The following is a 22677-nucleotide window of genomic DNA, read 5'->3' as shown; positions in this document are numbered from 1 at the left end:
GGCCCCTCAGCGCAGCTCCACCACGCGCACCCCGTACGGGGCGAGCGCCACCTCGTCGGTACGGGCGCCCGACTCCAGGTCGTACAGGACCCCGTCGGCGCGCGGCCGGACCGTGAGGTCCTCGGCACACTGGCTGACCAGCCACACGAAGCGCCGGCCGTCCTCGTGCACCAGGACGTCCGCGCCGACCAGCGGGCTGGCGACCGTCACGGGGCGGTGGACGCCCGCGAGGTCGGCGAGCGCCGCGTACAGCCGGTGCGTCTGCTCGGGGTTGGCGCGGGGGGTGCGGGCGGCCATGTGCTCCAGCGGATAGGTGGCGAGCACGGTGGCGCCCGCTCCCGTGTCGTTGACCAGCAGGGCGGGCCGGCCGTGCGCGTCGACGGCGACCACCCGGGCGGTACGCGGCACGACCGGCAGGTACGCCCTGCTGTCCTCGTTGCCCGCGACGGGGAAGCGCAGCACGTCGCCTTCGGCCAGTGAGCCGAAGTCCGCCGTGAACGTCATCTCCAGCACGTCGTCCTCGATCGGCTCGGCCACGCCGTAGGACAACTGGAGCTCGACGCCGAAGAGCCCGTCCAGGTCGTCGAACCACGGGCCGCGGGTGACCGGGTGCTCGCCCGAGCAGAACGAGAGGTAGACGGTGGCGCCAGCCTCGGCCCGGCGGTGGAGCTCGCGCCGGGTGCCCGCGGTGAGCTGGCGCGTGGCGGGCAGCAGGTACAGCGCGGCACGGCCGGGCAGGCCGTCGGCCTCCCGGGTGAGGCCCACGGGCAGGTCGGCGCCGCGGGCCGCCACATAGCTCTGGTGCAGCGAGGTGAAGATGAGCGGCCGGTCGGCGGGCCTGCTGTAGGGGTAGCCGCGTTCCAGGAAGGCGGGCACGACCAGGGCCGCGTTGGCGTCCGCGCGGTGGCAGCGCGCGAAGTCGACGGCCTTCAGCACCCGGGCGAACGCCTCCAGCTCACGCAGCGGCGGCTTCGCCGCGCCGGTGGCGTCGGTGATGCCGAAGTGCATCTCGAAAGGGTGGTGGTCGTAGGGCGAGCGGTCCCACAGGTCGTCGTAGTCGGTGTTGTTCCAGGCGATCCAGCCCGTCGCACCGCCCAGCAGGGAGTTGTGCAGGGTCTGCCGGTAGTACACCGCGGCGTTCTCGGCCGACACCGTGTCCGTGGACAGGCCGAACTCCTCCAGGACGACGGGCGCTCCGGTGACCGCGGCCAGTTCGCACTCGAAGGCGGCACGGTGGTGCTGGCGGACGGGGTCGGTGTCGGAGCGGTAGACGTGCGGGCCGACGAAGTCGACGTACTCCGCGGTCTCGCGCAGCGAGAAGCCGTTGTCGCGGCCCGTGACCTCGATGCCCCACGCCCCGTCGCCGAGGGACACCGGCTGGGTGCCCCCCGCGGCCCGCACGGCGTCGCACATGATCTGCGCCCAGGCCGTGACGACGTCACTGGAGGGCGGATCGACCTGGTAGACACGCCCGTAGCCGGGCATCTCGTTGGAGATCAGCCAGCCCGTGACCGCCGGGTGGTCCTTGAAGCGGCGGGTCATCTGGGACACGAACCAGGCCTGGCGCCCCACCATCCACACGTCCTCGTAGAGGTCGCGGCCGCCGCGCCAGGCAGGATCCCAGTTCTCTCCCGACATGTGCCCGACGAGGAAGGTGGGCACCGTCGCCATGCCCGCCTCGGTGTGGGCGTCGAGGAAGTCGCCGAAGTGGGCGCACAGTGCCTCGTCGACGCGGTGCGGGTGGGGATGGAAGTCCGGCCAGTAGAAGAACGAGCGGGTCATCGTCAGGCCGTGCGCGCGCAGGACGGACAACTCCTCGCGCACCGTCCGCGGATCGTAGGCGCGCCACATCAGGGGCCCGCCGGTGCGGGACCAGAAGTTGGCGCCCAGCCAGGGCAGGACGGCGGGATCGTGGGTGAGGTGGGCGCTGTGGCGTCGCATGGTCCTTCTGGGTCTCATTCTTCGGTGTGCGGGTGTGCGGGTGTGCGGGTGTGCGGGTGTGCGGGGGGCTGGGGGCTGGGGGCGGTGCGGGCCGGCGGTGGCCGGCGGGGGTGCGTCAGCGGGGAGCCGGTCCACTGGACTCGCGGGCCACCAGCCGCGGCCGGCCCTCCAGCACCTCCTCCGCCACGTCCTCGCCGCAGCGGGCGAGCAGCAGCCGGGCGGCGGCCGCACCGACCTGCTGCACCCGCTGGTCGACGGTGGTCAGCCGGGGGTGCAGCCAGCGGCCCAGCGGCAGGTTGTCGTAGCCGACCACCGACAGGTCGGCCGGGACGCCGAGACCGCGCCGCTGGGCGGTCCCCATGCCGCAGACGGCCATGGAGTCGTTGGCGTAGACGATCGCCGTGGGGCGGTCCGCGGCGTCGACCAGCGCTTCGGTGGCGGCGACGGCCGCACCCTGGCTGAAGTCGGTGTGCAGTACGGCGAACGGCCGCAGCCCGGCCGCACGCAGCGCCGACTCGAAGCCGGCGCGCCGCAGCCGGGTGTGCTGGAGCTCCGCGGGCCCCGCCACATAGGCGATGCGCCGGTGGCCGAGGCCGATCAGGTGCCGGACGGCCTCCGTGACACCGGCGTCCTGGTGCCCGAGGCCGACGCTCGGCACCGGCCCCGTGCGGTCGGGAGCACCGAGCATCACGGCGGGCAGGCCCAGGCGGGCGAGCAGGGCGGGGCGGGTGTCGTCGGTGCGCGCGTCGGTCAGGACGGCTCCGTCGACGCGCCCCTCGGCCGCGAACCGCTCGTACACCGCGTTCTCCTCGTGCACACCGGCGACCAGGTGCAGCAGCAGGCCGTAGCCGCGCGGCGCGAGTTCGGCCTCCATGCCGGTGATCAACTCGCTGAAGTGGGGGTCCGCGCCCAGTACGTCGGTGGGGCGGCGCACGACGAGGGCGAGGGTGCGGGTGCGGGAGCTGCGCAGGGCGGCGGCCGGCGCGTTCGGCGACCAGCCCAGCCGCACCGCGGTGTCCAGGATCCGCCGTCTGGTCTCCTCGGACAGCCTGCCCTTGTGGTTGAACGCTTGCGACACGGCCGCCGTCGACACCCCGGCCGAGGCCGCCACCTCCTTGATGGTGGGCCGGCGGCCCGGCCTCGCGGTCGGTGCGCTCACATCTTCACCGCCCCGCTGACGAGCGACTGCTGCATCCGCTTCTGGAGCAGCGTGTAGACGATCCACACCGGTACGAGGGTCAGCACGGTGCCGGCGGTGAGCACACCGTAGTCGGTGCCGGTGATGGCCTTGAGCGTGGGCAGGGCCACCTGAACGGTGCGCTGGGCGGGGTCGGGGCCGATGATGACCAGCGAGTAGAGGTACTCGTTCCAGAAGGACAGGAAGTTCAGCAGCAGCACCGTCGCGATGCCGGGCAGGCACATCGGCGTGTGCACGTGCCGCAGCACGGCGTAGGTGGAGGCGCCGTCCAGGCGTGCGGCCTCCTCCAACTCGCGGGGCACGGTCCGCATGAACTGCACCAGGATCACCACGGACAGCGGCAGCGCGGTGGCGGGCAGGAAGAGCACCATGAAGGTGCGGGTGTGGAAGAGGCCGGTCGCAGCGGCGAGCAGGAACGTCGGGAAGAGCGCCGCGAAGGTGGGGATGAGGAAGCCGAGCGAGAAGACCCTCTCCAGCGCCGCGGCCGCCCGCCCCGTCGACCGGCCGAGCGCGAACGCGGCGGGCAGCGCGAGCAGCAGCGTCAGCGCCAGCGCCAGGACCGTCACCAGCAGCGAGTTGACGACGGCGAGACCCAGATCCGCGCGGGTGAAGGCGGTGCGGAAGTTGCCGAGGCCGAAGGAGACCGGCGGTGCGAAGGGACGGCCGAAGATCTCGTCGTTGGACTTGAACGCGGACGCCAGCAGGTAGTAGAGCGGTACCAGCAGCAGCGCCGCATAGGTCCACACCAGCACGTGTGCGGGCAGCCAGCGTTTGCCGAGCTTCATGGGGAGCCGCCTTCGTTCAGTAGGTCTGGCGGAACAGGCGCCGGATGGCGAGCAGCCCGGCGAGTCCGGTGAGGAAGAGGATGACGCCGACGGTCTGGCTGTAGCCGAGATCGGCCGCGATGAACGCCTTCTGGTACACGAGGAAGGACAGCGTGGTGGACGAGGTGCCCGGGCCGCCCTGCGTGAGCAGCAGCACGTGCTGTGCGGAGCCGAACAGCGTCCACAGGAACTGCAGCATCGTGACCACGCCGACGTAGTCGCGCACCACGGGGAAGTGGATGCGCCACATCGTCCGCCAGTGCCCGGCGCCGTCCAGGTGCGCGGCCTCGCCGAGTTCCTCGGGGACACCGTCGAGCCGGGCGGCGAACAGCACGGCGGTGAACCCGATCCCGCTCCACAGGTCGAGCCCGATCAGGCAGGCGAGGGCCGTCGACGGCGACGCCAGCCAGGCGTCGGTGAGCGAGCCGAGGCCCACGCCTTTCAGCGCGCCGTTGAGGAGTCCGTCCGGTGAGAGCGCGGCGTAGCACACCATCGCCTTCGCTGGAGTGGAGATCAGTCCGGGGATGAACAGCAGATAGCGGATCACGCGGTGGCCGGGCGGCCGCTGCGCGACGTAGTACCCGAGCATGAATGCGCACACGATCATGACGGGCAGGGCCACGGCCAACTGGACGGCGGTGTTGCGCACCGCGTCCCAGAAGACGGGGTCGTCGAGGACGGTGCGCAGGTTGCCGAGGCCGGCGAAGGACACCGGCTGGAGCATGCCCGGCCAGTGCAGGGCCGCGATCACGAAGATGGCGGCCATCGGGCCGACCATGAAGACCAGGTACCAGAGCAGTGCCGGGACGGCGAGGATCGTGCCGCCCTGCCGGCGCGGTGGTGGGGCGGTGGCCGGGGAGGGCGCGGCGGGGTGGACCGCCCTCCCGCCCGGGATCGGCGTCAGCGTCGTCATGTGGTGGCTTCCGTGGGGCTGGGGGATGCGGGCAGGCGGGCGTGGGGATCACGCGGAGCGGTAGGCCGCCTCCAGCGCGGCGCGCACCCGCGCGGCGCTGGTGCCGCGGGTGAAGGACGTGCTCGTCGCGGTGATCAGCGGCTGGCTGGCCGTGGGTGGTACGTACAGATCGGGCAGCAGCACCTGGCTCACGTCCGAGCCCAGCCGCTGGGCGGCGGCGACGAGCGGGAAGCCGCTGCTCACGGTGGTGGAGCGCAGGGCCATGTCACGGCCGCTCTCCCTGATGAACCGAGAGACGGTGTCCGGGCGGTACATGAAGCGCACGAACTTCTCGACGTGGTCGAGCTTCTTGACCCCGTTCGGGCTGATCCAGAGGCCGATCAGGGTGTAGGCGCGCATGATGGTGGGCCTGTCGTGGGCGGCGCCCTCCGCCAGCGGCCACCCGCCCACCTCGGTGTGGCGTGCCACGCCCTGAGGCACGCTCGCGAGCGCCGACGACATCGCCGACTCGACGGCGGCGGCCCGGGTGTTGAACTGGGTGGTCATCGAGTCCGAGGTCAGGCCCTGCACCTTGTCGGCGAACACACCGGCGTCGCGCAGTGCCACGAAGTAGTCGATGCCCTCCCGTACGCCCCTGCCGCCGAAGTCCCCCGTGGTGTAGACGTGCCGGGCCTCGTCCTCGGTCAGAAAGGTCTGGATGACCTGGGCGAGCAGCTTCTGCCCGGTCCAGTCGTTGCCGCCCACCGTCACCGGAGCGATCCCCTTGGCCCGCAGCCTGCGGGCGGCGGCGATCAGTGCGTCCCCGGTCGTCGGCACCGCGTCGACGCCCGCCCGCTCCAGCAGGGACCTGTTGTACGCGACGGGCCAGTTCGTGGCGAAGTACGGGAAGCCCCGGAGCCTGCCCCTGGCGTCGGTCCACGCGTCGAGCGCCGCGGGCAGCACCCGCTCGCGCAGTCCCCAGGCGTCCAACTGGTCCTTGACGTCGACGGTGGCGCCGACGTCCGTCCACGCCAGGGTCTTGTCGTAGAGGTTGACCATGACGACGTCCGCTTCCTTGCGGGCCAGGCGCGCGGTCTCGTAGACCTGCGCGAGGTCGTCGCCGTTGACGATGCTCCTCACCCTGATCCCCGGGTTCTCCTTGCGGAACCGGTCCAGGGCCGCGAGGTAGGTGGGGGAGCCGGGCGCGGTGGTGCCGAGTTGGGTGTGCACGACGAGCGTGTCGGGATCGGAGTCCGCCGCGGCCAGGGCGGAGCAGCCGGACAGGGCCGGCAGGGCGGTTGCGGCGGCCAGGCCGGAACCGGCGGCGAGCAGGCCGCGCCGAGTCAGCGGTGAGCGCACAGCGGGGTGCCTCCAACCATGCGGTTAACGGGTGGTTAATCGATGTACCTGGGCAAGGTGCGAGGAATGTAGGGGGCGATTGGCTTCTTTTCAACCCCTTGGCGCGTCTTGACGTTCACGCACAGGTGTGCATGGGGTTCGGGAGCGGAGACGGAGGCGGACGTCCGAGCCGGGTGCGGGGCCGGCTCCCGGGGCGACTTGGTCCAGACATATCTCTTGACCAAGTCGCCCGGGGCCTCTTTAAATCAACCCTTGAAGTAAGTGCGTCACGTGTTCTCCCCACGGCTCTCACTTTTTGCCATGTCCTGTCATGGGCATGACCCCACATGGAAAGTGAAGTGATGCTCCATGCGTGATCCCTGGAGACGCCGGCTCGTCGTCTGGGCCGCCGCCGTCCTGTGCGCCTCGGGCGCGCTGGTTCCGGCCGCCGCAGCGGCAGGCGCGGCCCCCGCGGCCCCCACCGCCGCGACGGCCGAGGCGTCGCCCGCCCTGCAGGCCGCGTTCACCGAGGACTTCGACGGGGCCGCGGGTTCCGCCGTCAACGGCACCCGCTGGCAGTTGGAGACCGGCGACAACGTCAACAACCACGAACGGCAGTACTACACCGCCGGCAACGCCAACGCCGCGCTGGACGGCCAGGGGCACCTGGTGATCACCGCACGCCGTGAGAACCCCGGCAACTACAACTGCTGGTACGGCCGGTGCGAGTACACCTCCGCACGGATGAACACCGCCGGGAAGTTCAGCGCCCAGTACGGGCACATCGAGACCCGGATGAAGATTCCGCGGGGCCAGGGCATGTGGCCCGCCTTCTGGATGCTCGGCAACGGCGGGGGCGGCTGGCCCGACCAGGGCGAGATCGACATCATGGAGAACATCGGCAAGGAGCCGGGCACCGTGCACGGCACCATCCACGGCCCCGGTTACTCCGGCTCCGGCGGCATCGGCGCGGGTTACACCCTGCCCGGTGGCCAGGCGTTCGCCGACAACTTCCACACCTTCGCCATCGACTGGGCGCCCAACTCGATCAAGTGGTCCGTGGACGGCAACGTCTACGAGACCCGCACCCCGGCCGACGTCGGCGGCAACCAGTGGGTGTTCAACAAGTCGTTCTTCCTCATCCTGAACCTGGCGGTCGGCGGCTACTGGCCCGGTGACCCCGACGGCGGCACCTCCTTCCCGCAGCAGCTCGTCGTCGACTACGTGCACGTCTCCACCAGCGACGGCGGTGGCGGCACCGGCGGCCAGGCCATCCGCAACACCAACGGCAAGTGCATGGACGTGGCCGCGGCCAGCTCCGCGAACGGCACGCCGGTGCAGCTCTACGACTGCAACGGCTCCGCCGCCCAGCAGTGGTCCGTGAACGGTGACAGCCTGCGGGCCCTCGGCAAGTGCCTCGACGTGGTCGACAACAGCACGGCCGACGGCGCCAAACTCCAGTTGTGGGACTGCACCGGAGGCGGGAACCAGCGGTGGACGGTGAACACGGCCACCCACGACATCGTCAACCTCCAGGCCAACAAGTGCCTGGACGTCACGGACAACAACTCGGCCAACGGCACCCGGCTGCAGATCTGGACCTGCACCGGCGCCGCCAACCAGAAGTGGACGATGGGATGAGGAAACCGCTCACGGGGTCCGCCAGGCGGCTCCTCGCAAGGCCCCTGCGCCTGCTTCCGCTGCTCGTCGCCCCCGTCCTCGCCCTCGGCATGGTCCAGGCGCCCACCGCCTCCGCCGACACCGGCACCATCACCGGCCTCGGCGGCAAGTGCGTGGACGTGGCCGCGGCCAGCTCCGCGAACGGCACGCCGGTGCAGCTCTACGACTGCAACGGCTCCGCCGCCCAGCAGTGGTCCGTGAACGGCGACGGCACGATCCGCGCGCTCGGCAAGTGCCTCGACGTCGTCGACCGGAGCACGGCCGACGGCGCCAAGGTCCAGTTGTGGGACTGCACGGGCGGCGCCAACCAGAAGTGGTCGGTGAACTCCGCCCACGACATCGTCAACTCCGCCGCCGACAAGTGTCTTGACGCCACCGACAACACCTCCGCCAACGGCACCCGGCTGCAGATCTGGACCTGTACCGGCGCCGCCAACCAGAAGTGGAACGCGCCCGCCCCGGGCGACGGCGGCAGCACCCCGGCCCCCGGCGCCATGGCCGTGGCCCCGTACCTCTACAACGGCTGGGGCAGCCCGCCGAACCCCACCACCGTCATGAACGCCACCGGCGTCAAGTGGTTCACCCTGGCCTTCGTCCTCAGCAACGGCTACTGCAACCCGCAGTGGGACGGCAGCCGTCCGCTGACCGGCGGGGTGGACCAGGGGACCATCAACACGGTGCGCGGCGCGGGCGGCGACGTCATCCCGTCCTTCGGCGGCTGGAGCGGCAACAAACTGGAGAGCTCCTGCTCCAGCGCGGGCGAACTCGCCGCCGCCTACCAGAAGGTGATCAACGCCTACGGGCTCAAGGCCATCGACATCGACATCGAGGCCGACGCCTACAGCAACCCCACCGTGCAGCAGCGCACCGTGGACGCGCTGAAGACGATCAAGGCCAACAACCCGGGCATCAAGGTGTACATCACCTTCGGCACCGGTCAGAGCGGGCCCGACACCAGCCTCATCAACCGCGGTGCGCAGTCCGGCCTCACCGTCGACAGTTGGACCATCATGCCGTTCGACTTCGGCGGCGCCGGCCAGAACATGGGCACCCTCACCACCCGGGCCGCCGACGGCCTCAAGAACGCGCTGAAGTCCGCCTACGGCTACAGCGACGACGAGGCATGGCGGCACAGCGGCATCTCCTCGATGAACGGTGTCACCGACGACGGCGAGACCGTCACCGTGGCCGACTTCCGCACCATCCTCGGCTACGCACAGCAGCACCACCTCGCACGGCTGACCTTCTGGTCCGTCAACCGGGACCGGCCCTGCACCGGCGGCGGAGCGGACAGTTGCTCCGGCGTCGGACAGTCGGCCTGGGACTACACGAAGGTCTTCGCCCAGTACGCGGGCTGACCCCGCCCCCGGCAGGCGGTCGGTCCCCGCGCCCCTCCCAGGGGCGCGGGGACCGCTGCCGCCGGCCCCGCCGGCCGGATGCGCCGAGCCGCTACTTCCCGAGGAACGCGGCCCAGTCGGGCGCCTCGCCCGGGTCCAGGTTGCGCAGCTTGGCCAGGACGGCCGGGTCCTGGACGTCCAGCCAGTCGCACAGCTCCTTGAACGACACGCAGCGCACGTCCTTCTTGGTGCACACCGCCTTCACGACGTCCTCCACCGCCTGCATGTAGAGTCCGCCGTTCCAGGTCTCGAAGTGGTTGCCCACGAACAGCGGGGCGCGGCTGCCGTTGTAGGCGCGCTCGAAGCCGTTGAGGTACCCCTGGCGGGTCTCCTTCTCCCACTGCGGGTACCGGGCCGGGTCGCCCTCGGTCTCGTCACCGGACTGGTTGTAGAGGAAGTTGAAGTCCATGGACAGCACCTGGAGGTCCTTGCCCGGATAGGGCAGCAGTTGCAGGGGGAAGTCCCACACCCCGCCCTTCTTCGCCGGCCACTGCTGGAAGTCGCCGGGCGAGCTGGCGTCGTAGCGCCAGCCGAGCGCCTTCTCGGCGGGCAGCAGGTTCTTCTGGCCCTCCAGGCACGGCGCACGTCCGCCGACCAGTTCCTGAGCGTAGTCGAAGGGCAGCGGCGCAAGGTCCTTGAAACCGGTGTCCGTCTTCCAGTTCTGGACGAAGGAGTAGGCCTGGGACATCTCCTTCTTCCACTGCCCGGTGGTCCAGGTGCCGCCGCCGCCCGGGTCGGGCGCGCAGAAGTGGCCGTTGAAGTGGGTGCCGATCTCGTCGCCGTCCTGCCACGCCAGCCGAAGCTGCTCCAGGGTCCACCGGATGTGCTCGTCGGTCGGGAAGTCGATGGCGGCCGAGCCCGGGGCGTGCTTCGGCGGGTGGTAGAGGGTGCGGCGCGCCTTCGGCAGCAGGTAGATACCGCTGAGGAAGAACGTCATGTGGGCGTCGTTCGCCTTGGCGACCTTGCGGAAGCGGGAGAAGAAGTGGTCGTCGTTCTCCAGGGCGCCGTCCCAGGAGAAGACAACGAACTGCGGCGGCTTCTGACCGGGCTTCAGCTTCTCGGGTTTCAGTTGGTGCGGCTGGGGCCCGGTGTACGAGGTCGAGCCGTCCCCGATCACCTTCGCTTCGCCGTCCCACGGCGGGGTCGTGCGGGCCGTGGGGGCGTGCCGCACCGGCGCCGGCGCCTTCACGGCCGCCTTCGCGCCGTCGCCGGCCCCGGGCCCGCCCGGGTGGCCCGCGGTGAGCAGGGCCCCGACCAGTCCGGTGGACAGCAGTCCGCAGACGGCGCAGGTGCGTCCCCGGCGGCGTGGGCGCGCGGCGCGGAGCCCGCGCCGCGCGCCCGGGCCACCGGTGCCGCCGGTCTCCGCGGTCGCGGGCGCCTGCCCGGCGTCCGCGGCGGTGCGGGGCTCCTCGGCGGCCGCGGCCGCACGGGACTTTCGCTTCCTTAAAGTGGACATGCAGAGTCTCTTGATCGGTGGGGGCGGGCCCGGCGCCACCTGCTGGCGCGGGCTGCCGGTGCGGTGTGCAACCGCCTCGGGCCGGGCCCACTCTCCGGCCCGCGGGTGATGACCCCTGGCCCAAACGGTCACGGGATCGTCACGGATCCCCGCGTCCCGTGCGTGCCCGGGCCCGGGGGCGGTCGCGGAGCCCGAGGCCAGGGGCGGCCGATGCCCCGTCAAGACCGCACCGGTCATTGTTACGGACCCGTCGAGATCTCATCGCACGGGCTTCCAAAGCGCTCCCTAGGCTCCCGCCGGAACGGGGCGGCGGGCGCCCCGTCCGGTGATCCAGCAGGGGAGCGGATGGAGATACGACGGCTGATGCGGGGCAGATGGGTGCGGCCGCGGGCACCGCGGCCCGCGGGAAGGCGGCGAGCCCCCTCGCGAGCCCCCGGACCAGGCGGCCCGCGCCGAGCATGGCACGGCCCGCTCGGGGCCCTGCGCCCCCGCTACCCGCGGCCCGGCCGCAGCGGGCCCGGCCGGTGGGTGCCGTCACCGCGCCAGAGCCTCCTGGCGTTCGCCTGGCTGACGCTCGCGCTGGCCGCCGTCACCGGCATCGCCTACGCGCGCACCGACATCCCGCCCGATCTGAACGCGTTCGCCACCCAGCAGGACAACGTCTACTACTGGGCCGACGGTACCGAGATGGCCAGCGTCGGCCCCGTCGACCGGCAGGAGATGCCGCTGGAGAGGATCCCCCAGGGCGTGCAGTGGGCGGTGCTGTCCGCGGAGAACGCGTCCTTCTACAGCGACCACGGGGTCTCCCCGATGGGCCTCGGGCGGGCCGTGTTGGCCATGGCGACCGGAGGGGACACCCAGGGCGGATCCACCATCACCCAGCAGTACGCCAAGAACGTCTACCTCAACCAGCGGCAGACCGTCACCCGGAAGATCACCGAGATGTTCATCTCCATCAAGCTCGACGGCCGGATGAGCAAGCAGCAGATCCTCGCCGGCTATCTCAACACGAGCTGGTTCGGCCGCGGCGCCTACGGAGTGCAGCGGGCCGCCAAGGCGTACTACGGCAAGGACGTCTCCCAGCTCGACGCATGCGAGGGTGCCTTCCTCGCCACGCTGCTCAAGGGCGCAGGACTCTACGACCCCTCGCTCGGCGCGGCCAACCGCGAACGGGCCGTGGACCGCTGGAACTGGGTGCTTGACCGGATGGTCGCCGTCGGCCGGCTCTCCTCCGCGCAGCGCGCCCGCTGCGCCGCCTTCCCCGAGCCCCTTGCGCCGCCGAGGCCCAGGGGCCTGAGCGGGCAGACCGGCTACCTGGTGGACACCGCCCGCGCCTACGTCTCGGCGCACAGCGGGATCTCCGACGCGCAGTTCGACCTCGGCGGATACCAGATCTACACGACCTTCCAGAAGCCGAAGGTGGCCGCGCTCGCGGCGGCGGTGCGCAAGCAGACCGGCGCGCTGCGCCCGGCCACCCGGGGCGCCGACCGCCACGTACGCACCGGAGCCGCCTCGGTCGCCACCGACGGGCGGATCCTGGCGCTGTACGGCGGACCCGACTACGTCACCCAGGGGTTCAACGACGCCAACATCTCGATCGTGCCGGCCGGTACCGTCTACGCGCCCTTCGTCTACGCCGCCGGGCTGCGCGACGGACTCCTCCTCGAACGCAACGCGCCCCGCACGCCGCTCACCCCCGCGACGCTCTACGACGGGAACGACAAGGCGCCGGTGCGGACCCCCGAGGGGCCCTACTGGAGCCGGGACGGGAAGATCGTCAGGACCGCCAACGACGGCCACCGCTCCTTCGGCAGGATCCCCATCGCCCAGGCCGTCGCCGACTCGGTCAACGGCCCCGTCGTGCAGTTGGGCATGGACGTCGGCCTGAACCGGGTCCGTGAGGCCTCCGTCGACGCGGGCCTGCTGCCCGGCAGCTTCGGCGAGCAGGTGCCCGCCTTCTCCCTGGGGACCGCCACACCCAGCCCGATCCGGATGGCAAGCGCCTACGGGACGTTCCTGGCGTCGGGCACGCACACCGAGCCGTACTCGGTGCTCCGTGTCACCCGGGACGGCTCCCCGGCGCCCGTGGACAGGCCCGCCGCCACCCACCCGTTCACCCCGGCGGTCGCCCACGAGGTCGACGCCGTGCTGCACGGCGGTGGCTTTGGCGGCGGTGCGTCCGCGGGGGGTGCACCCACCGGTGCCGCACGGGCCGGCGAGCGGGGCTCCGCGGGCCGGTCGGGGACGAGCACGGACGGCAGGGCGGGCTGGTTCGTCGGCTACGACCGGGCGGCCGTGACCGCCGTGGCCGTCTTCCGCATCGACCCGAGGACCCAGCAGCTCCAGTCACTGAAGGGCCTCGCGGGACAGCCGGGCACCAAGGCCGGCCGCAGCTTCCCGAAGGCCGTCTGGAGCGACTACACGAAGGCGACCGGCCACTGACATGCACCCGCACACCGACCCGCCTGCGGCACTCGCGCATACTGACCGGATGCCCCGCGTCCTGCTCGTCGAAGACGACCCCGCCGTCCGCAAGGGCGTCGAGCTCGCACTGCGGCACCAGGGCCACCACGTCTCCGCCGCCGCCAGCGGTGAGGAGGGGCTGGGCCTGCTGGCGTCCTGCCGCCCCGACGTCGTCGTGCTCGACCTCATGCTGCCCGGCATCGGCGGGCTCGACGTCTGCCGGCGCATCAGGGAGCACGACCAGGTGCCGATCATCATCGTGACGGCCCGGGGCGACGACATCGACGTGGTCGTCGGCCTTGAGGCCGGCGCGGACGACTACGTGGTCAAACCCGTCAGGGCCCGGGTGCTCGAAGCCCGGATACGCGCCGTGCTGCGCAGGATGGGCCCCGGCCCCACCACCGGGCGCCCCCGCGCGGAGGCCCACGGCGAGCTGACCATCGACCGGTCGGGCCTGGTGGTGACGCTGCGCGGCGAGCCGATCGCCCTCGCGCCGTCCGAGCTGCGCCTGCTGCTGACGCTGTCGGCGTCCCCCGGCCAGGTGCTCAGCCGCCAGCAGCTCCTGGAGGCGGTCTGGGAGCACGGCTACCACGGTGACGTGCGCCTCGTGGACGCCTGTGTCAAGAGACTGCGCGGCAAGCTCGGGGAGCTCAGCGGCGACCCGCGCTACATCGAGACCGTGCGCGGCTTCGGCTACCGCTTCCGTTCCGCATGAGGGCCGCCCTGGCCAGGGCCCGGCTCGCACTGGTCGGGCTGCGCTCCAGGCTCGTCGTCGCGTTCGCGCTGGTCGCCGTGGCCAGCGCGCTGAGCACCGGCGCGCTGGCCTTCCGCGAGGCCCGCACGGGGGTGCTGCAACAGAGCCAGGACGCCGTCATCAAGCAGTTCCGCGACAACGTCGACGCGCTGGCCCCCGGCATCCCCGCCGACCCGTCCCAGGAGGAACTCGACGGCCTCGTCTCCCAGGTGGCGCGGACCCACCAGTCGCAGGGCTGGCACGTGCTCGCCACCTACGGCGGCCTGCGCGCCTCCTCCCTCTCCCAGGGCGCGTTCGACCTGCTCACCCCCGAACTCCGCCGGTCCGTGGGGACCCGGCCCAACGCCGTCTTCCAGCGCGTGAGCGACCACGGCTACCCGATGCTCGTCGTCGGCCTGCCCGTGGCCTACCGCACGAGCCCCGGCCTCCCCCCGGCGCTCTCCGGTGTCGTGCTGTACCTGGAGGTGGCGCAGAGCACCGAGCAGGCGTACGTCAAGGCGATCATCACCGCCATCGAGCACGCGGCCCTGTGGGCCCTGGGCCCGGCCGTGCTGCTGGCGCTGCTCGCCGCGCGAGGGGTGCTGCGCCCGGTGCGCGCGCTGCGCCGCGCCACCCGCCAGATGGCCGAGGGGCACCTCGACGTCCGGCTCGCCGTGCGCGGCTCCGACGAGCTGGCGGACCTGTCCCGGTCCTTCAACGACACCGCCGCGGAGCTGGAGCGTTCCGTGACGGAACTGCGCCGCCTGGAGGCACAGGCGCGCCGCTTCGTCGCGGACGTCTCCCACGAACTGCGCACCCCGCTGGCCGCCATGTCGGCGGTCACCGACGTGCTCGACGAGGAACTGCCCAGCCTGGACCGGGAGACGGCGGACGCGGTGGGGCTCGTCAGCGAGGAGACGGGACGGCTCATCCGGCTGGTGGACGACCTCATGGAGATATCCCGCTTCGACGCCGGCGCCGTGCGGCTCCATCTGGACGAGATCGACCTGGCCGAGTCCGTCCGGCGCACGCTCGCCTCCCGGGGATGGCAGCACCGGGTGGAGACCCGGTTGCCGGCCCCGGGCACACTGCGCGCCCAGGTGGACCCGCGCCGCCTCGACGTCGTGGTGGCCAACCTGGTCGGCAACGCGCTGCGGCACGGTGCGCCACCGGTGACGGTACGGCTCGGCGGCCCGGAGGGACGACCGGAGGGGGCTTGGGTGGTGATCGAGGTGGCGGACAGCGGTCCCGGCATCGCGGCGGCTGCGCTGCCGCACATCTTCGAGCGGTTCTACAAGGCGGACACCACACGGACCCGCAGCGAGAGCAGCGGTCTGGGCCTCGCCATCACGGCCGAGAACGTGCGCCTGCACGGCGGCCGGCTGCGCGTGGAGAACCGGGTCGGGGCAGGCGCCGTGTTCACCGTCGAGCTGCCGCTGCGCCGGCACTCCCCGGTGGCCGCGGCGGACGGCCCGGCGGGCGGCCGCTCATGAGGGGCACACGCATCGCGGCCCTGCTGACCGGTGCCGCGGCCGCCCTCATGATGACCGCCTGCGGTGTCCCGCCGTCCAGCGTCGTCGAGGCCGGCGAGCCCGCGACCGGCATGCCCGCCGGCGTCGAGGTCTACTTCCTGGCCGGCGGGCGGCTGGTGGCCGTGCCACGCCGGGCGCCCGGCACGCCGGACCTGGCCACCGCCGTGCGCCTGCTGTTCGCCGGGCCCACCGGGGCCGAGTCGTCGCGGCTGACCACCGCACTGCCGCTGCTGCCGAGGCCGCCCCTCGTCAAGGACGGCGGCGACACCGTCGTCGTCCGGCTGCCCGCCCGTACCGACCCCCTCGGCACCCGGGGCCAACAGCAACTGATGTGCACCGTCGTGCACGCGCCTGACCCGTACTGGGACAGGCGCGGGGCCCTGGCACCGCCGGCCGGCGGGCGAAAGCCGGTACCGCCCGTCACCTCCCCTCCCGGCGGGGCCGCAAGGGCGCTGATCGTCCGCGTCATCGGCACCGACTGGGAGGTGGACCTGGGGTCCGGCTCGTGCCCGTTCCTGTCGAACTGAGATCCTGACCACCGACCGGACCGACGGATCGGCGCACGCAACGAGGTGAAACGCCCTTATGTTCACTACTCGGCCCACCCTCCAGGGCACTTTCGGCATGGTGTCCTCCACCCACTGGCTCGCGTCCCAGACGGCCATGGCCGTCCTGGAGGACGGCGGCAACGCCTTCGACGCCGCGGTGGCCGCGGGCTTCGTGCTGCACGTCGTGGAGCCGCACCTCAACGGCCCCGCGGGCGAGGTACCGATCATCCTCGCGCCCGCCGGGGGACAGGTGAAGGTGCTGTGCGGGCAGGGCGTCGCGCCCGCCGGCGCCACCGTCGCCCACTACCGCTCCCTCGGCCTCGACCTGGTGCCGGGCACGGGCCCGCTCGCCGCCGCGGTGCCGGGCGCCTTCGACGCCTGGATGGTCCTGCTGCGCGACCACGGCACCAAACCGCTCGCGGACGTCCTCGGGTACGCCATCGGCTACGCGGAGGACGGGCACCCGCCCGTCGAACGCGTCGGCGAGACCGTCGAGACGGTACGCGAGCTCTTCGAGACGGAGTGGACGTCGTCGGCGGAGGTCTACCTGCCCGGCGGCCGGGCGCCGCGGCCCGGTGAACTGCTGCGCAACCCCGCACTCGCGGCGACCTGGCGCCGGCTGCTGAACGAGGTGGAGGCCGCCGGGGCCGACCGCGCCGAGCAGATCGAGGCGGCACGCCGGATCTGGCGGACCGGGTTCATCGCCGAGGCCCTGGTGCGCCAGGCGCAGCGGCCCACCCTGGACACCAGCGGCGCCCGGCACACCGGCACCCTCACCGCCGACGACCTCGCCTCCTGGTCGGCCACCTACGAGGACCCGGTGACCTACGACTGGCGCGGCTGGACGCTCTGCAAGGCGGGCGGCTGGAGTCAGGGCCCCGCCCTGCTCCAGCAACTCGCCCTGCTGCCTCCCGAACTGCCCGCCTACGGCTCCGCCGAGTACGTGCACCTGCTCGTCGAGGGATGCAAGCTCGCCATGGCCGACCGAGAGGCATGGTACGGCGACGCCGCTCAGGTGCCCGTCCAGGAGCTGCTGTCGAAGGAGTACGCCGCAGGGCGGCGCGCCCTGATCGGCGAGACCGCATCCCGCGAACTGCGTCCCGGCAGCCCCGGCGGGCGCGTCCCCGCGCTCTGCGCACACGCCCGCGCCGTGGCCGGCGGCGAGCCGGGCTTCGACGCGCCCGGCCTCGCCGCGGGGGCCGGGGAACCGACGGTGGCGACGTCCGGTGAGCCGCCGGTGGCACCGGACGGCGCCACCCGCGGCGACACCTGCCACCTGGACGTGGTGGATCGCTTCGGCAACATGGTCGCCGCCACCCCCAGCGGCGGCTGGCTGCAGTCCAACCCGGTCGTGCCGGAACTGGGCTTCCCGCTCGGCACGCGGTTGCAGATGACGTGGCTGGAGGAGGGCCTGCCCAGCTCCCTGACCCCGGGACGGCGGCCCAGGACCACGCTGACCCCCTCCCTCGCCCTGCGTGACGGCATACCCGTGCTGGCCTTCGGCACGCCGGGCGGCGACCAGCAGGACCAGTGGCAGTTGCACTTCTTCCTCGCCGTCGCACTGCGCTCCGCGGTACGCGGCGGGCTCGACCTGCAGGGCGCCATCGACGCGCCCAACTGGCACAACGACAGCTTCCCCAGCTCCTTCTACCCGCGCGGCATGAGCCCGGGCAGCGTCACCGTCGAGTCCCGCACGGACCCCGCGGTGATCGACGGGCTGCGCCGCCGCGGCCATGACGTCACCGTCGGCGACGCCTGGTCGGAGGGGCGCCTGTGCGCGGTCGCCCGCGACCCGGAGACGGGTGTGCTCTCCGCCGCGGCGAACCCACGCGGGATGCAGGGCTACGCCGTGGGGCGCTGAGCGCCCCGGCCCCCTTGAAGCCGGGGCAGCGCCCCGCCGGGAGCGCGGGAACCGCGGGCGGCCCCGGCGAGCCGGCCGGGTCGCCGCCGTCGTGGGCGTGACCGTCCCCGCCGTGGCCGGGCCGTTCCCGCCGTGTGCGGGCGGCCGGCGGGTGGGCGGCCCGTCCGCCGGCGGAGACGGGTGATGCGCGCGCCGTTCCCCGCGCCCCTGTTCGGGGCGGAACCCAGCCGCCGAAGGGGGCGCGGGGAACGGCGTGGACCGACGATGCGCGCGGCCGCCGCGCGGAGACCCCACCCGTCCCGTGGACCTCCCCGCCCACCGGCATATCCTGTGCCGACTGCCGTCGGCTGGTGAAGGGGTCCGAAGGTGCCGTCAATGCTCGATGTCGTCGTGGTGGGTGCCGGACCGAACGGCCTGACCGCCGCCGTCGAACTGGCCCGCCGCGGCCTGAGCGCGGCCGTCTTCGAGGCCCGCGGCACCGTCGGCGGAGGAGCCCGCACCGAGGAGCTCACCCTGCCGGGCTTCCGGCACGACCCGTGTTCCGCGGCCCACCCGCTCGGCGTCACCTCACCGGTCTTCCGGACCATGCCGCTCGACCGGTACGGACTTCAGTGGCGGCACGCCGAACTCCCCATGGCCCATCCCTTCCCGGACGGCACAGCGGCCGTCCTGTCCCGCTCCGTCGCCGAGACCGCCGCCTCCTTCGGCCCTCGCGACGAGGGCACCTACCGCAGGCTCGTCGCCCCCTTCACCGACCGGACCGACGCCCTCTTCAAGGACTTCATGTCCCTGCCGTCGACGGCCCTGCCGCGCGACCCCGCCACCCTCGCCCGCTTCGGCCTCGCCGGGCTCCCGCCGTCCACCTGGCTGATGCGCCGCTTCAGGGACGAGCGTGCCAAGGCGCTCTTCGCCGGCCTCGTCGCCCACGTCATCGCCCCGCTGAACGGCTTCGCCACCAGCGCCGTCGGCCTCGTCTTCGCGCTCGCCGCGCACGCCGCCGGCTGGCCGGTGGCCCGCGGCGGCTCCCAGTCGATCTCCGATGCGCTCGCCGCCTACCTGAAGGACCTCGGCGGCACCGTCCACACCGACTACGAGGTCAAGCGGCTCGACGACCTGCCGCCCGCACGCGCCTACGTCTTCGACACCTCTCCCACCGCACTCGCCAGGATCGCGGGCCTCGGCCGCAGCTACGACGGCTACCGGTACGGCGCCGGCGTCTTCAAGATCGACTACGCCCTGGACGGCCCGGTGCCCTGGACCGCCGAGGCCCCGCGCCGCGCCGGCACCGTCCAGGTCGCCGCCGACAGCCGCGAGGTCGGCACCGCCCTGTACGCGGCGTCACGGACCAGCAGGGCGCCCGAGGCGCCGTTCCTGATCACCGTGCAGCCCACCCTCGCCGACCCCTCCCGGGCCCCCGAGGGCAAGCACACCTTCTGGGTGTACGGACACGTGCCCAACGGCTGGCAGGGCGACCTGACCGACGCGATCGAACGGCAGTTGGAGCGCTTCGCCCCCGGCTTCCGTGACCTCGTACTCGCCCGCGCCGCCGCCGGACCCCCCCAACTCGCCGAGCGCAACGCCAACTACATCGGCGGCGACATCGCCTGCGGCGCCGCGGACGGGCTCCAACTGCTGCTGCGGCCCAAGATCAGCCTCTTTCCGTACGGCACCCCGCACCCGGCCGTCTTCCTCTGCTCCTCGGCCACCCCGCCGGGGCCGGGCGTGCACGGCATGTCGGGGCACAACGCCGCCAAGGCGGTGTGGCGCAGGCTGCGGCGCACGTCCTGAGCCGGACGCCGCGGAAAGCGGGGCCGGCCACCCGGCCCGCGCCCTACGATGGCGCCATGACCGCGCTCACAGTCGTCCGGGGCGACATCACCGAGCAGGACGTCGACGCCGTGGTGAACGCCGCGAACTCCTCGCTGCTCGGCGGCGGCGGTGTCGACGGCGCCGTCCACCGGCGCGGCGGACCCGAGATCCTGGCCGAGTGCCGTGCGCTGCGCGCGGGCCGGTACGGCGGGGGCCTGCCCACCGGCGAGGCCGTCGCCACCACGGCGGGCCGGCTGCCCGCCGGCCATGTGATCCACACCGTGGGCCCCGTCTGGTCCCGCAGCGAGGACCGCTCGGCGCAACTGGCGTCGTGCTACCGGCAGTCCCTGCGCGTCGCCGCCGAGCTGGGCGCGCGCACGGTCGCCTTCCCCGCGATCTCCACCGGCGTCTACGGCTGGCCCATGGACGACGGCGCACGCATCGCCGTCCGGGCGGTCCGCGGCGCCGTCGGCCCGGACATCGAGGAGGTGCGGTTCGTGGTCTTCGACGAGGGCGCCCACCGGGCCTTCGAGACGGCGCTCGCCGAGCAGGGCGGCACACCTGGGGCGTGAGGGACGGCAGCGGTCCTGCGGCCGTGCCGGGCCGCGCCGCCGGCGGTCCTGCGGCCCGCGCCGCGGACCTGGTCCGCCGGCGCCCGCCGCCACGGCCGTGTGCGGGTGGCGCGGCCGCGGGGGTGGTACGGCCGTCGGCGGGGGTACGGAGATCCGTCCGCACCTGACCGCGCCCACGCCTGCCGGCAGCGGCCCCGCCCGGCCGGTGCGGTACGCGGTCATGGGTGGTCCTCCACGGGGGCCGGCCGGAAGACCCATGTCCGGTACGACCAGAACCGGAAGGCGGTGGCGAGCGCGATGCCGAGTGCCTTGACGAGGTTGTCCCGCAGGGCGGTGTCCCAGCCGAGCCAGTGCACCGCGGCGAACAGCCCTCCGTTCTCGATGGCGAGACTGGCCGCGCTGAACGTGACGAAGAGGGCGAACTGCCTGGCCGGGGCCCGCTTGTCCCGGTCGCGGTAGGCGAAGTGGCGCAGCCCCAGGTAGTTGGAGACGATCGCCACGCAGGTCCCCGCCACGCTGCACCGCACCGCGGACAACGAGGTGAGGGCGTGGCACAGGTTGAACACCGCGAAGTTCACCACGAGCCCCAGGCCGCCGACCGCGCAGAACCGCGCCAGCTCCCGCACCAGCGCCGGGAGTCTCCACGGGCCGGTGCCGCGCCGCGCCCCCTTCATGCGCATACGGTGCTCCGGCGGGGCGGCCGGGCGGGAACCGGTCGCCGCGCGGCGGACGGCCCCACGGCACCTCCCTCACTCGAGATGACTTGGCTGCTCCCCAATATAGGGACAAGAGGGGAAAGTTCGCCCCGGTGGTGCTCCGGTGCGGTGGCGCACGGGCCGGGCAGGGGCGGCGGGACGGCAGGTCGGGAGGCCGGGTTGGCCGGGCGAAGCGGGAGGTCAGGCGAGCCGGTTGACGGCAGCGGCGAAGACGGCCGGGTAGCGTGCGGCGGTGGGCACGATCCTGGCGGCCAGCGCCGGTTGGCGCCGCAGCCACAGCAGGGCACCCGTCAGCGTCCGGTACCGGCGGGACAGCCGGCGCCAGGCGCGCTCGTAGTCCTCGGGCCGGCCGGCGCGTACGCACCGTACGAGGTGCCCGGCCGCCGCGAGGGCCAGCGAGATCCCCTCACCGGTCAGCGCGTCGACGTAACCGGCCGCGTCGCCGACCAGCATGGTCCGCCCGGCCACCCGGGTGCGCACCCGCTGGTGCAGCGGTCCCGCACCGCGGGCGTCCGTGACGGCGGAGGGCGGCAGCCGGGCGGCCAGCTCGGGGAACCCCGCGAGCTGCCGCTCGAAGGGGGCCCGCTCGCCGGTGAGGACGGCGACGCCGACGAGCCGGGGACCGACCGGGGTGACGTACGCCTCCGCGTGCTGGGACCAGTGCACCTCCACGCAGTCCGTCCACGGCGCCACCGCGAAGTGCCGGCGCAGCCCGTAACGTGCCGCCCGGCCGTCGGGCCGGGCCCCGAGGCCGAGGCTGCGGCGGATGGGGGAGTGCAGCCCGTCGGCGGCCGCGAGGTAGCGGGCGGTGACGCCGGCCGCCGTGACGCCGTCCCGATCCTGGCTGAAACCGCTCACCCGCGCCGCCACCACCTCGACACCGAGTTCCGCGGCCCTGGCGGCCAGCGCGGCGTGCAGGTCGGTCCTGCGCACGCCCCGGCCCTGGCCGCGGCGGAAGGGGGCCTCCGCCCGGTGGTGGGGGTCGACGTAGCGGATGCCGCGCAGGGCGTGGCCCGGGACGCTGACGCCGAGTTCCGCCAGCGCGCGCACGGCCGAGGGCATGAGCCCTTCGCCGCACGCCTTGTCGACGGGCCCCGGGCGGGGTTCGACCACCACCACGTCCAGGCCCGCCCGCGCCGCGTGGATCGCCGTGGCGAGTCCGGCGGGACCGCCGCCGGCCACCAGCAGGTCGATCACGAGGCCGGGGCCGCCGCGGCCAGGGCGGCGTTCTCGCAGCGCAGCCGGACGGCGAGGAGCGGCAGGTTGGCCAGCGTGAAGCAGGCGGCGGTGAGCCAGGCGCCGTGCACCAGCGGCAGCGCGGCGCCCTCCACCACGACGGCGAGGTAGTTGGGGTGCCGCATCAGCCGGTAGGGGCCGCCGGTCACCAGCGGCCGCCCGGGGATGACGATGACCCGGGTGTTCCAGCGCGGTCCGAGGGCGGTGATGCACCACCAGCGCAGGGTCTGCGCGGCCAGCGCGAGCGCCAGCATCGGCCAGCCGAGCGCGGGCGCAACGGACCGGTCCGCCACGGCCACCTCGGCCAGGCAGCCGGCCAGCAGGCCGGTGTGCAGCGCGACCATCACCGGGTAGTGCCCGCGCCCGTGCTCGACGGCGCCCAGCCGGCGGCTCCAGGCGGCGTTGCGGCGTGCGACGCACAGTTCGGCGAGCCGTTCCGCGGCCACCAGCAGGATGAGCAGGGTGTACGGGGTCATCGACG

Annotated in this window: 18 protein-coding genes; 9 read left to right on the top strand and 9 right to left on the bottom strand. The window is 73.3% G+C overall.

The features are described 5' to 3' along the window. Positions 1 to 6: 6 nt before the first annotated feature. The 5 genes from IE313_RS26515 to IE313_RS26495 form a co-directional block, all read right to left on the bottom strand. Positions 7 to 1941 carry a cellulase family glycosylhydrolase gene (locus IE313_RS26515; RefSeq protein WP_189936512.1) on the bottom strand — a complete coding sequence of 645 codons (1935 nt, stop codon included), beginning with the start codon at positions 1939 to 1941 and terminating at the stop codon, positions 7 to 9. Between the two features lie 115 nt (positions 1942 to 2056). Then, on the bottom strand, positions 2057 to 3100 hold the full coding sequence (locus IE313_RS26510) for a LacI family DNA-binding transcriptional regulator (RefSeq protein WP_189936510.1): 1044 nt from the start codon (positions 3098 to 3100) through the stop codon (positions 2057 to 2059). Further along, complete coding sequence (locus IE313_RS26505; protein WP_189936508.1) at positions 3097 to 3924, bottom strand: carbohydrate ABC transporter permease; 828 nt, start codon at positions 3922 to 3924, stop codon at positions 3097 to 3099. The genes IE313_RS26510 and IE313_RS26505 overlap by 4 nt, the downstream gene beginning before the upstream one ends. 16 nt (positions 3925 to 3940) lie before the next feature. Beyond that, positions 3941 to 4876, bottom strand: a complete 936-nt coding sequence (locus IE313_RS26500) for a carbohydrate ABC transporter permease (protein WP_189936506.1) — start codon at positions 4874 to 4876, stop codon at positions 3941 to 3943. Between the two features lie 48 nt (positions 4877 to 4924). Continuing rightward, positions 4925 to 6214: an ABC transporter substrate-binding protein gene (locus IE313_RS26495; protein ID WP_189936504.1), complete on the bottom strand. Its 1290-nt coding sequence runs from the start codon at positions 6212 to 6214 to the stop codon at positions 4925 to 4927. Positions 6215 to 6562: 348 nt separating this feature from the next. Here IE313_RS26495 and IE313_RS26490 point away from each other — a divergent pair, with 348 nt between their 5' ends. Next, entirely contained in the window at positions 6563 to 7834 is a 1272-nt protein-coding gene (locus tag IE313_RS26490; protein ID WP_189936502.1) for an RICIN domain-containing protein, read from the top strand. An 89-nt stretch (positions 7835 to 7923) separates the two neighbouring features. Next, entirely contained in the window at positions 7924 to 9231 is a 1308-nt protein-coding gene (locus IE313_RS26485; RefSeq protein WP_229924985.1) for a ricin-type beta-trefoil lectin domain protein, read from the top strand. A gap of 91 nt (positions 9232 to 9322) precedes the next feature. Here IE313_RS26485 and IE313_RS26480 read toward each other — a convergent pair whose 3' ends face one another. Then, entirely contained in the window at positions 9323 to 10726 is a 1404-nt protein-coding gene (locus tag IE313_RS26480; RefSeq protein ID WP_229924975.1) for a polysaccharide deacetylase family protein, read from the bottom strand. Positions 10727 to 11071: 345 nt separating this feature from the next. On the opposite strand from IE313_RS26480, the gene IE313_RS26475 reads away from it, so the two are divergent. The 7 genes from IE313_RS26475 to IE313_RS26445 all read left to right on the top strand — a co-directional run bounded on the left by IE313_RS26475 (position 11072) and on the right by IE313_RS26445 (position 20244). Further along, on the top strand, positions 11072 to 13168 hold the full coding sequence (locus IE313_RS26475; protein WP_229924974.1) for a transglycosylase domain-containing protein: 2097 nt from the start codon (positions 11072 to 11074) through the stop codon (positions 13166 to 13168). A gap of 49 nt (positions 13169 to 13217) precedes the next feature. After that, positions 13218 to 13904, top strand: coding sequence for a response regulator transcription factor (locus IE313_RS26470; protein ID WP_189936499.1), 687 nt, complete (start codon positions 13218 to 13220; stop codon positions 13902 to 13904). Continuing rightward, positions 13901 to 15415 (top strand): sensor histidine kinase, encoded by a 1515-nt coding sequence (locus tag IE313_RS26465; RefSeq protein ID WP_189936497.1) that lies wholly within the window; start codon positions 13901 to 13903, stop codon positions 15413 to 15415. Before IE313_RS26470 ends, IE313_RS26465 begins: the two co-directional genes overlap by 4 nt. Beyond that, positions 15412 to 15981 (top strand): hypothetical protein, encoded by a 570-nt coding sequence (locus tag IE313_RS26460; protein WP_189936496.1) that lies wholly within the window; start codon positions 15412 to 15414, stop codon positions 15979 to 15981. Before IE313_RS26465 ends, IE313_RS26460 begins: the two co-directional genes overlap by 4 nt. Positions 15982 to 16039: 58 nt before the next feature. Then, positions 16040 to 17863, top strand: coding sequence for a gamma-glutamyltransferase family protein (locus IE313_RS26455; RefSeq protein ID WP_189936494.1), 1824 nt, complete (start codon positions 16040 to 16042; stop codon positions 17861 to 17863). Between the two features lie 375 nt (positions 17864 to 18238). Beyond that, positions 18239 to 19651 (top strand): phytoene desaturase family protein, encoded by a 1413-nt coding sequence (locus tag IE313_RS26450; RefSeq protein WP_189936492.1) that lies wholly within the window; start codon positions 18239 to 18241, stop codon positions 19649 to 19651. Positions 19652 to 19707: 56 nt separating this feature from the next. Beyond that, positions 19708 to 20244, top strand: a complete 537-nt coding sequence (locus IE313_RS26445; RefSeq protein WP_189936490.1) for an O-acetyl-ADP-ribose deacetylase — start codon at positions 19708 to 19710, stop codon at positions 20242 to 20244. A gap of 218 nt (positions 20245 to 20462) precedes the next feature. Here IE313_RS26445 and IE313_RS26440 read toward each other — a convergent pair whose 3' ends face one another. The 3 genes from IE313_RS26440 to IE313_RS26430 all read right to left on the bottom strand — a co-directional run bounded on the left by IE313_RS26440 (position 20463) and on the right by IE313_RS26430 (position 22672). Next, positions 20463 to 20924 carry a GtrA family protein gene (locus IE313_RS26440; protein WP_229924973.1) on the bottom strand — a complete coding sequence of 154 codons (462 nt, stop codon included), beginning with the start codon at positions 20922 to 20924 and terminating at the stop codon, positions 20463 to 20465. Positions 20925 to 21140: 216 nt separating this feature from the next. Further along, positions 21141 to 22157, bottom strand: coding sequence for an NAD(P)/FAD-dependent oxidoreductase (locus IE313_RS26435; protein WP_189936488.1), 1017 nt, complete (start codon positions 22155 to 22157; stop codon positions 21141 to 21143). Next, positions 22154 to 22672, bottom strand: a complete 519-nt coding sequence (locus tag IE313_RS26430) for an isoprenylcysteine carboxyl methyltransferase family protein (protein ID WP_189936486.1) — start codon at positions 22670 to 22672, stop codon at positions 22154 to 22156. Before IE313_RS26430 ends, IE313_RS26435 begins: the two co-directional genes overlap by 4 nt. Positions 22673 to 22677 lie beyond the last annotated feature (5 nt).

The sequence above is a fragment of the Streptomyces sulfonofaciens genome, assembly GCF_014656295.1.
In the GTDB taxonomy this organism is placed as follows: Bacteria; Actinomycetota; Actinomycetes; order Streptomycetales; family Streptomycetaceae; genus Streptomyces; species Streptomyces sulfonofaciens.
Note: the sequence above shows the minus strand (reverse complement) of the source record. Positions and strands in the feature narration are given on the sequence as shown.

Bases quoted from the DNA above. Each gene is read 5' to 3' on its own strand.
- IE313_RS26515 (WP_189936512.1), bottom strand. From the start codon at position 1,941: ATGCGACGCCACAGCGCCCACCTCACCCACGATCCCGCCGTCCTGCCC.
- IE313_RS26505 (WP_189936508.1), bottom strand. From the start codon at position 3,924: ATGAAGCTCGGCAAACGCTGGCTGCCCGCACACGTGCTGGTGTGGACC.
- IE313_RS26500 (WP_189936506.1), bottom strand. From the start codon at position 4,876: ATGACGACGCTGACGCCGATCCCGGGCGGGAGGGCGGTCCACCCCGCC.
- IE313_RS26490 (WP_189936502.1), top strand. From the start codon at position 6,563: ATGCGTGATCCCTGGAGACGCCGGCTCGTCGTCTGGGCCGCCGCCGTC.
- IE313_RS26485 (WP_229924985.1), top strand. From the start codon at position 7,924: ATGGTCCAGGCGCCCACCGCCTCCGCCGACACCGGCACCATCACCGGC.
- IE313_RS26480 (WP_229924975.1), bottom strand. From the start codon at position 10,726: ATGTCCACTTTAAGGAAGCGAAAGTCCCGTGCGGCCGCGGCCGCCGAG.
- IE313_RS26475 (WP_229924974.1), top strand. From the start codon at position 11,072: ATGGAGATACGACGGCTGATGCGGGGCAGATGGGTGCGGCCGCGGGCA.
- IE313_RS26470 (WP_189936499.1), top strand. From the start codon at position 13,218: ATGCCCCGCGTCCTGCTCGTCGAAGACGACCCCGCCGTCCGCAAGGGC.
- IE313_RS26465 (WP_189936497.1), top strand. From the start codon at position 13,901: ATGAGGGCCGCCCTGGCCAGGGCCCGGCTCGCACTGGTCGGGCTGCGC.
- IE313_RS26460 (WP_189936496.1), top strand. From the start codon at position 15,412: ATGAGGGGCACACGCATCGCGGCCCTGCTGACCGGTGCCGCGGCCGCC.
- IE313_RS26455 (WP_189936494.1), top strand. From the start codon at position 16,040: ATGTTCACTACTCGGCCCACCCTCCAGGGCACTTTCGGCATGGTGTCC.
- IE313_RS26450 (WP_189936492.1), top strand. From the start codon at position 18,239: ATGCTCGATGTCGTCGTGGTGGGTGCCGGACCGAACGGCCTGACCGCC.
- IE313_RS26445 (WP_189936490.1), top strand. From the start codon at position 19,708: ATGACCGCGCTCACAGTCGTCCGGGGCGACATCACCGAGCAGGACGTC.
- IE313_RS26440 (WP_229924973.1), bottom strand. From the start codon at position 20,924: ATGCGCATGAAGGGGGCGCGGCGCGGCACCGGCCCGTGGAGACTCCCG.
- IE313_RS26430 (WP_189936486.1), bottom strand. From the start codon at position 22,672: ATGACCCCGTACACCCTGCTCATCCTGCTGGTGGCCGCGGAACGGCTC.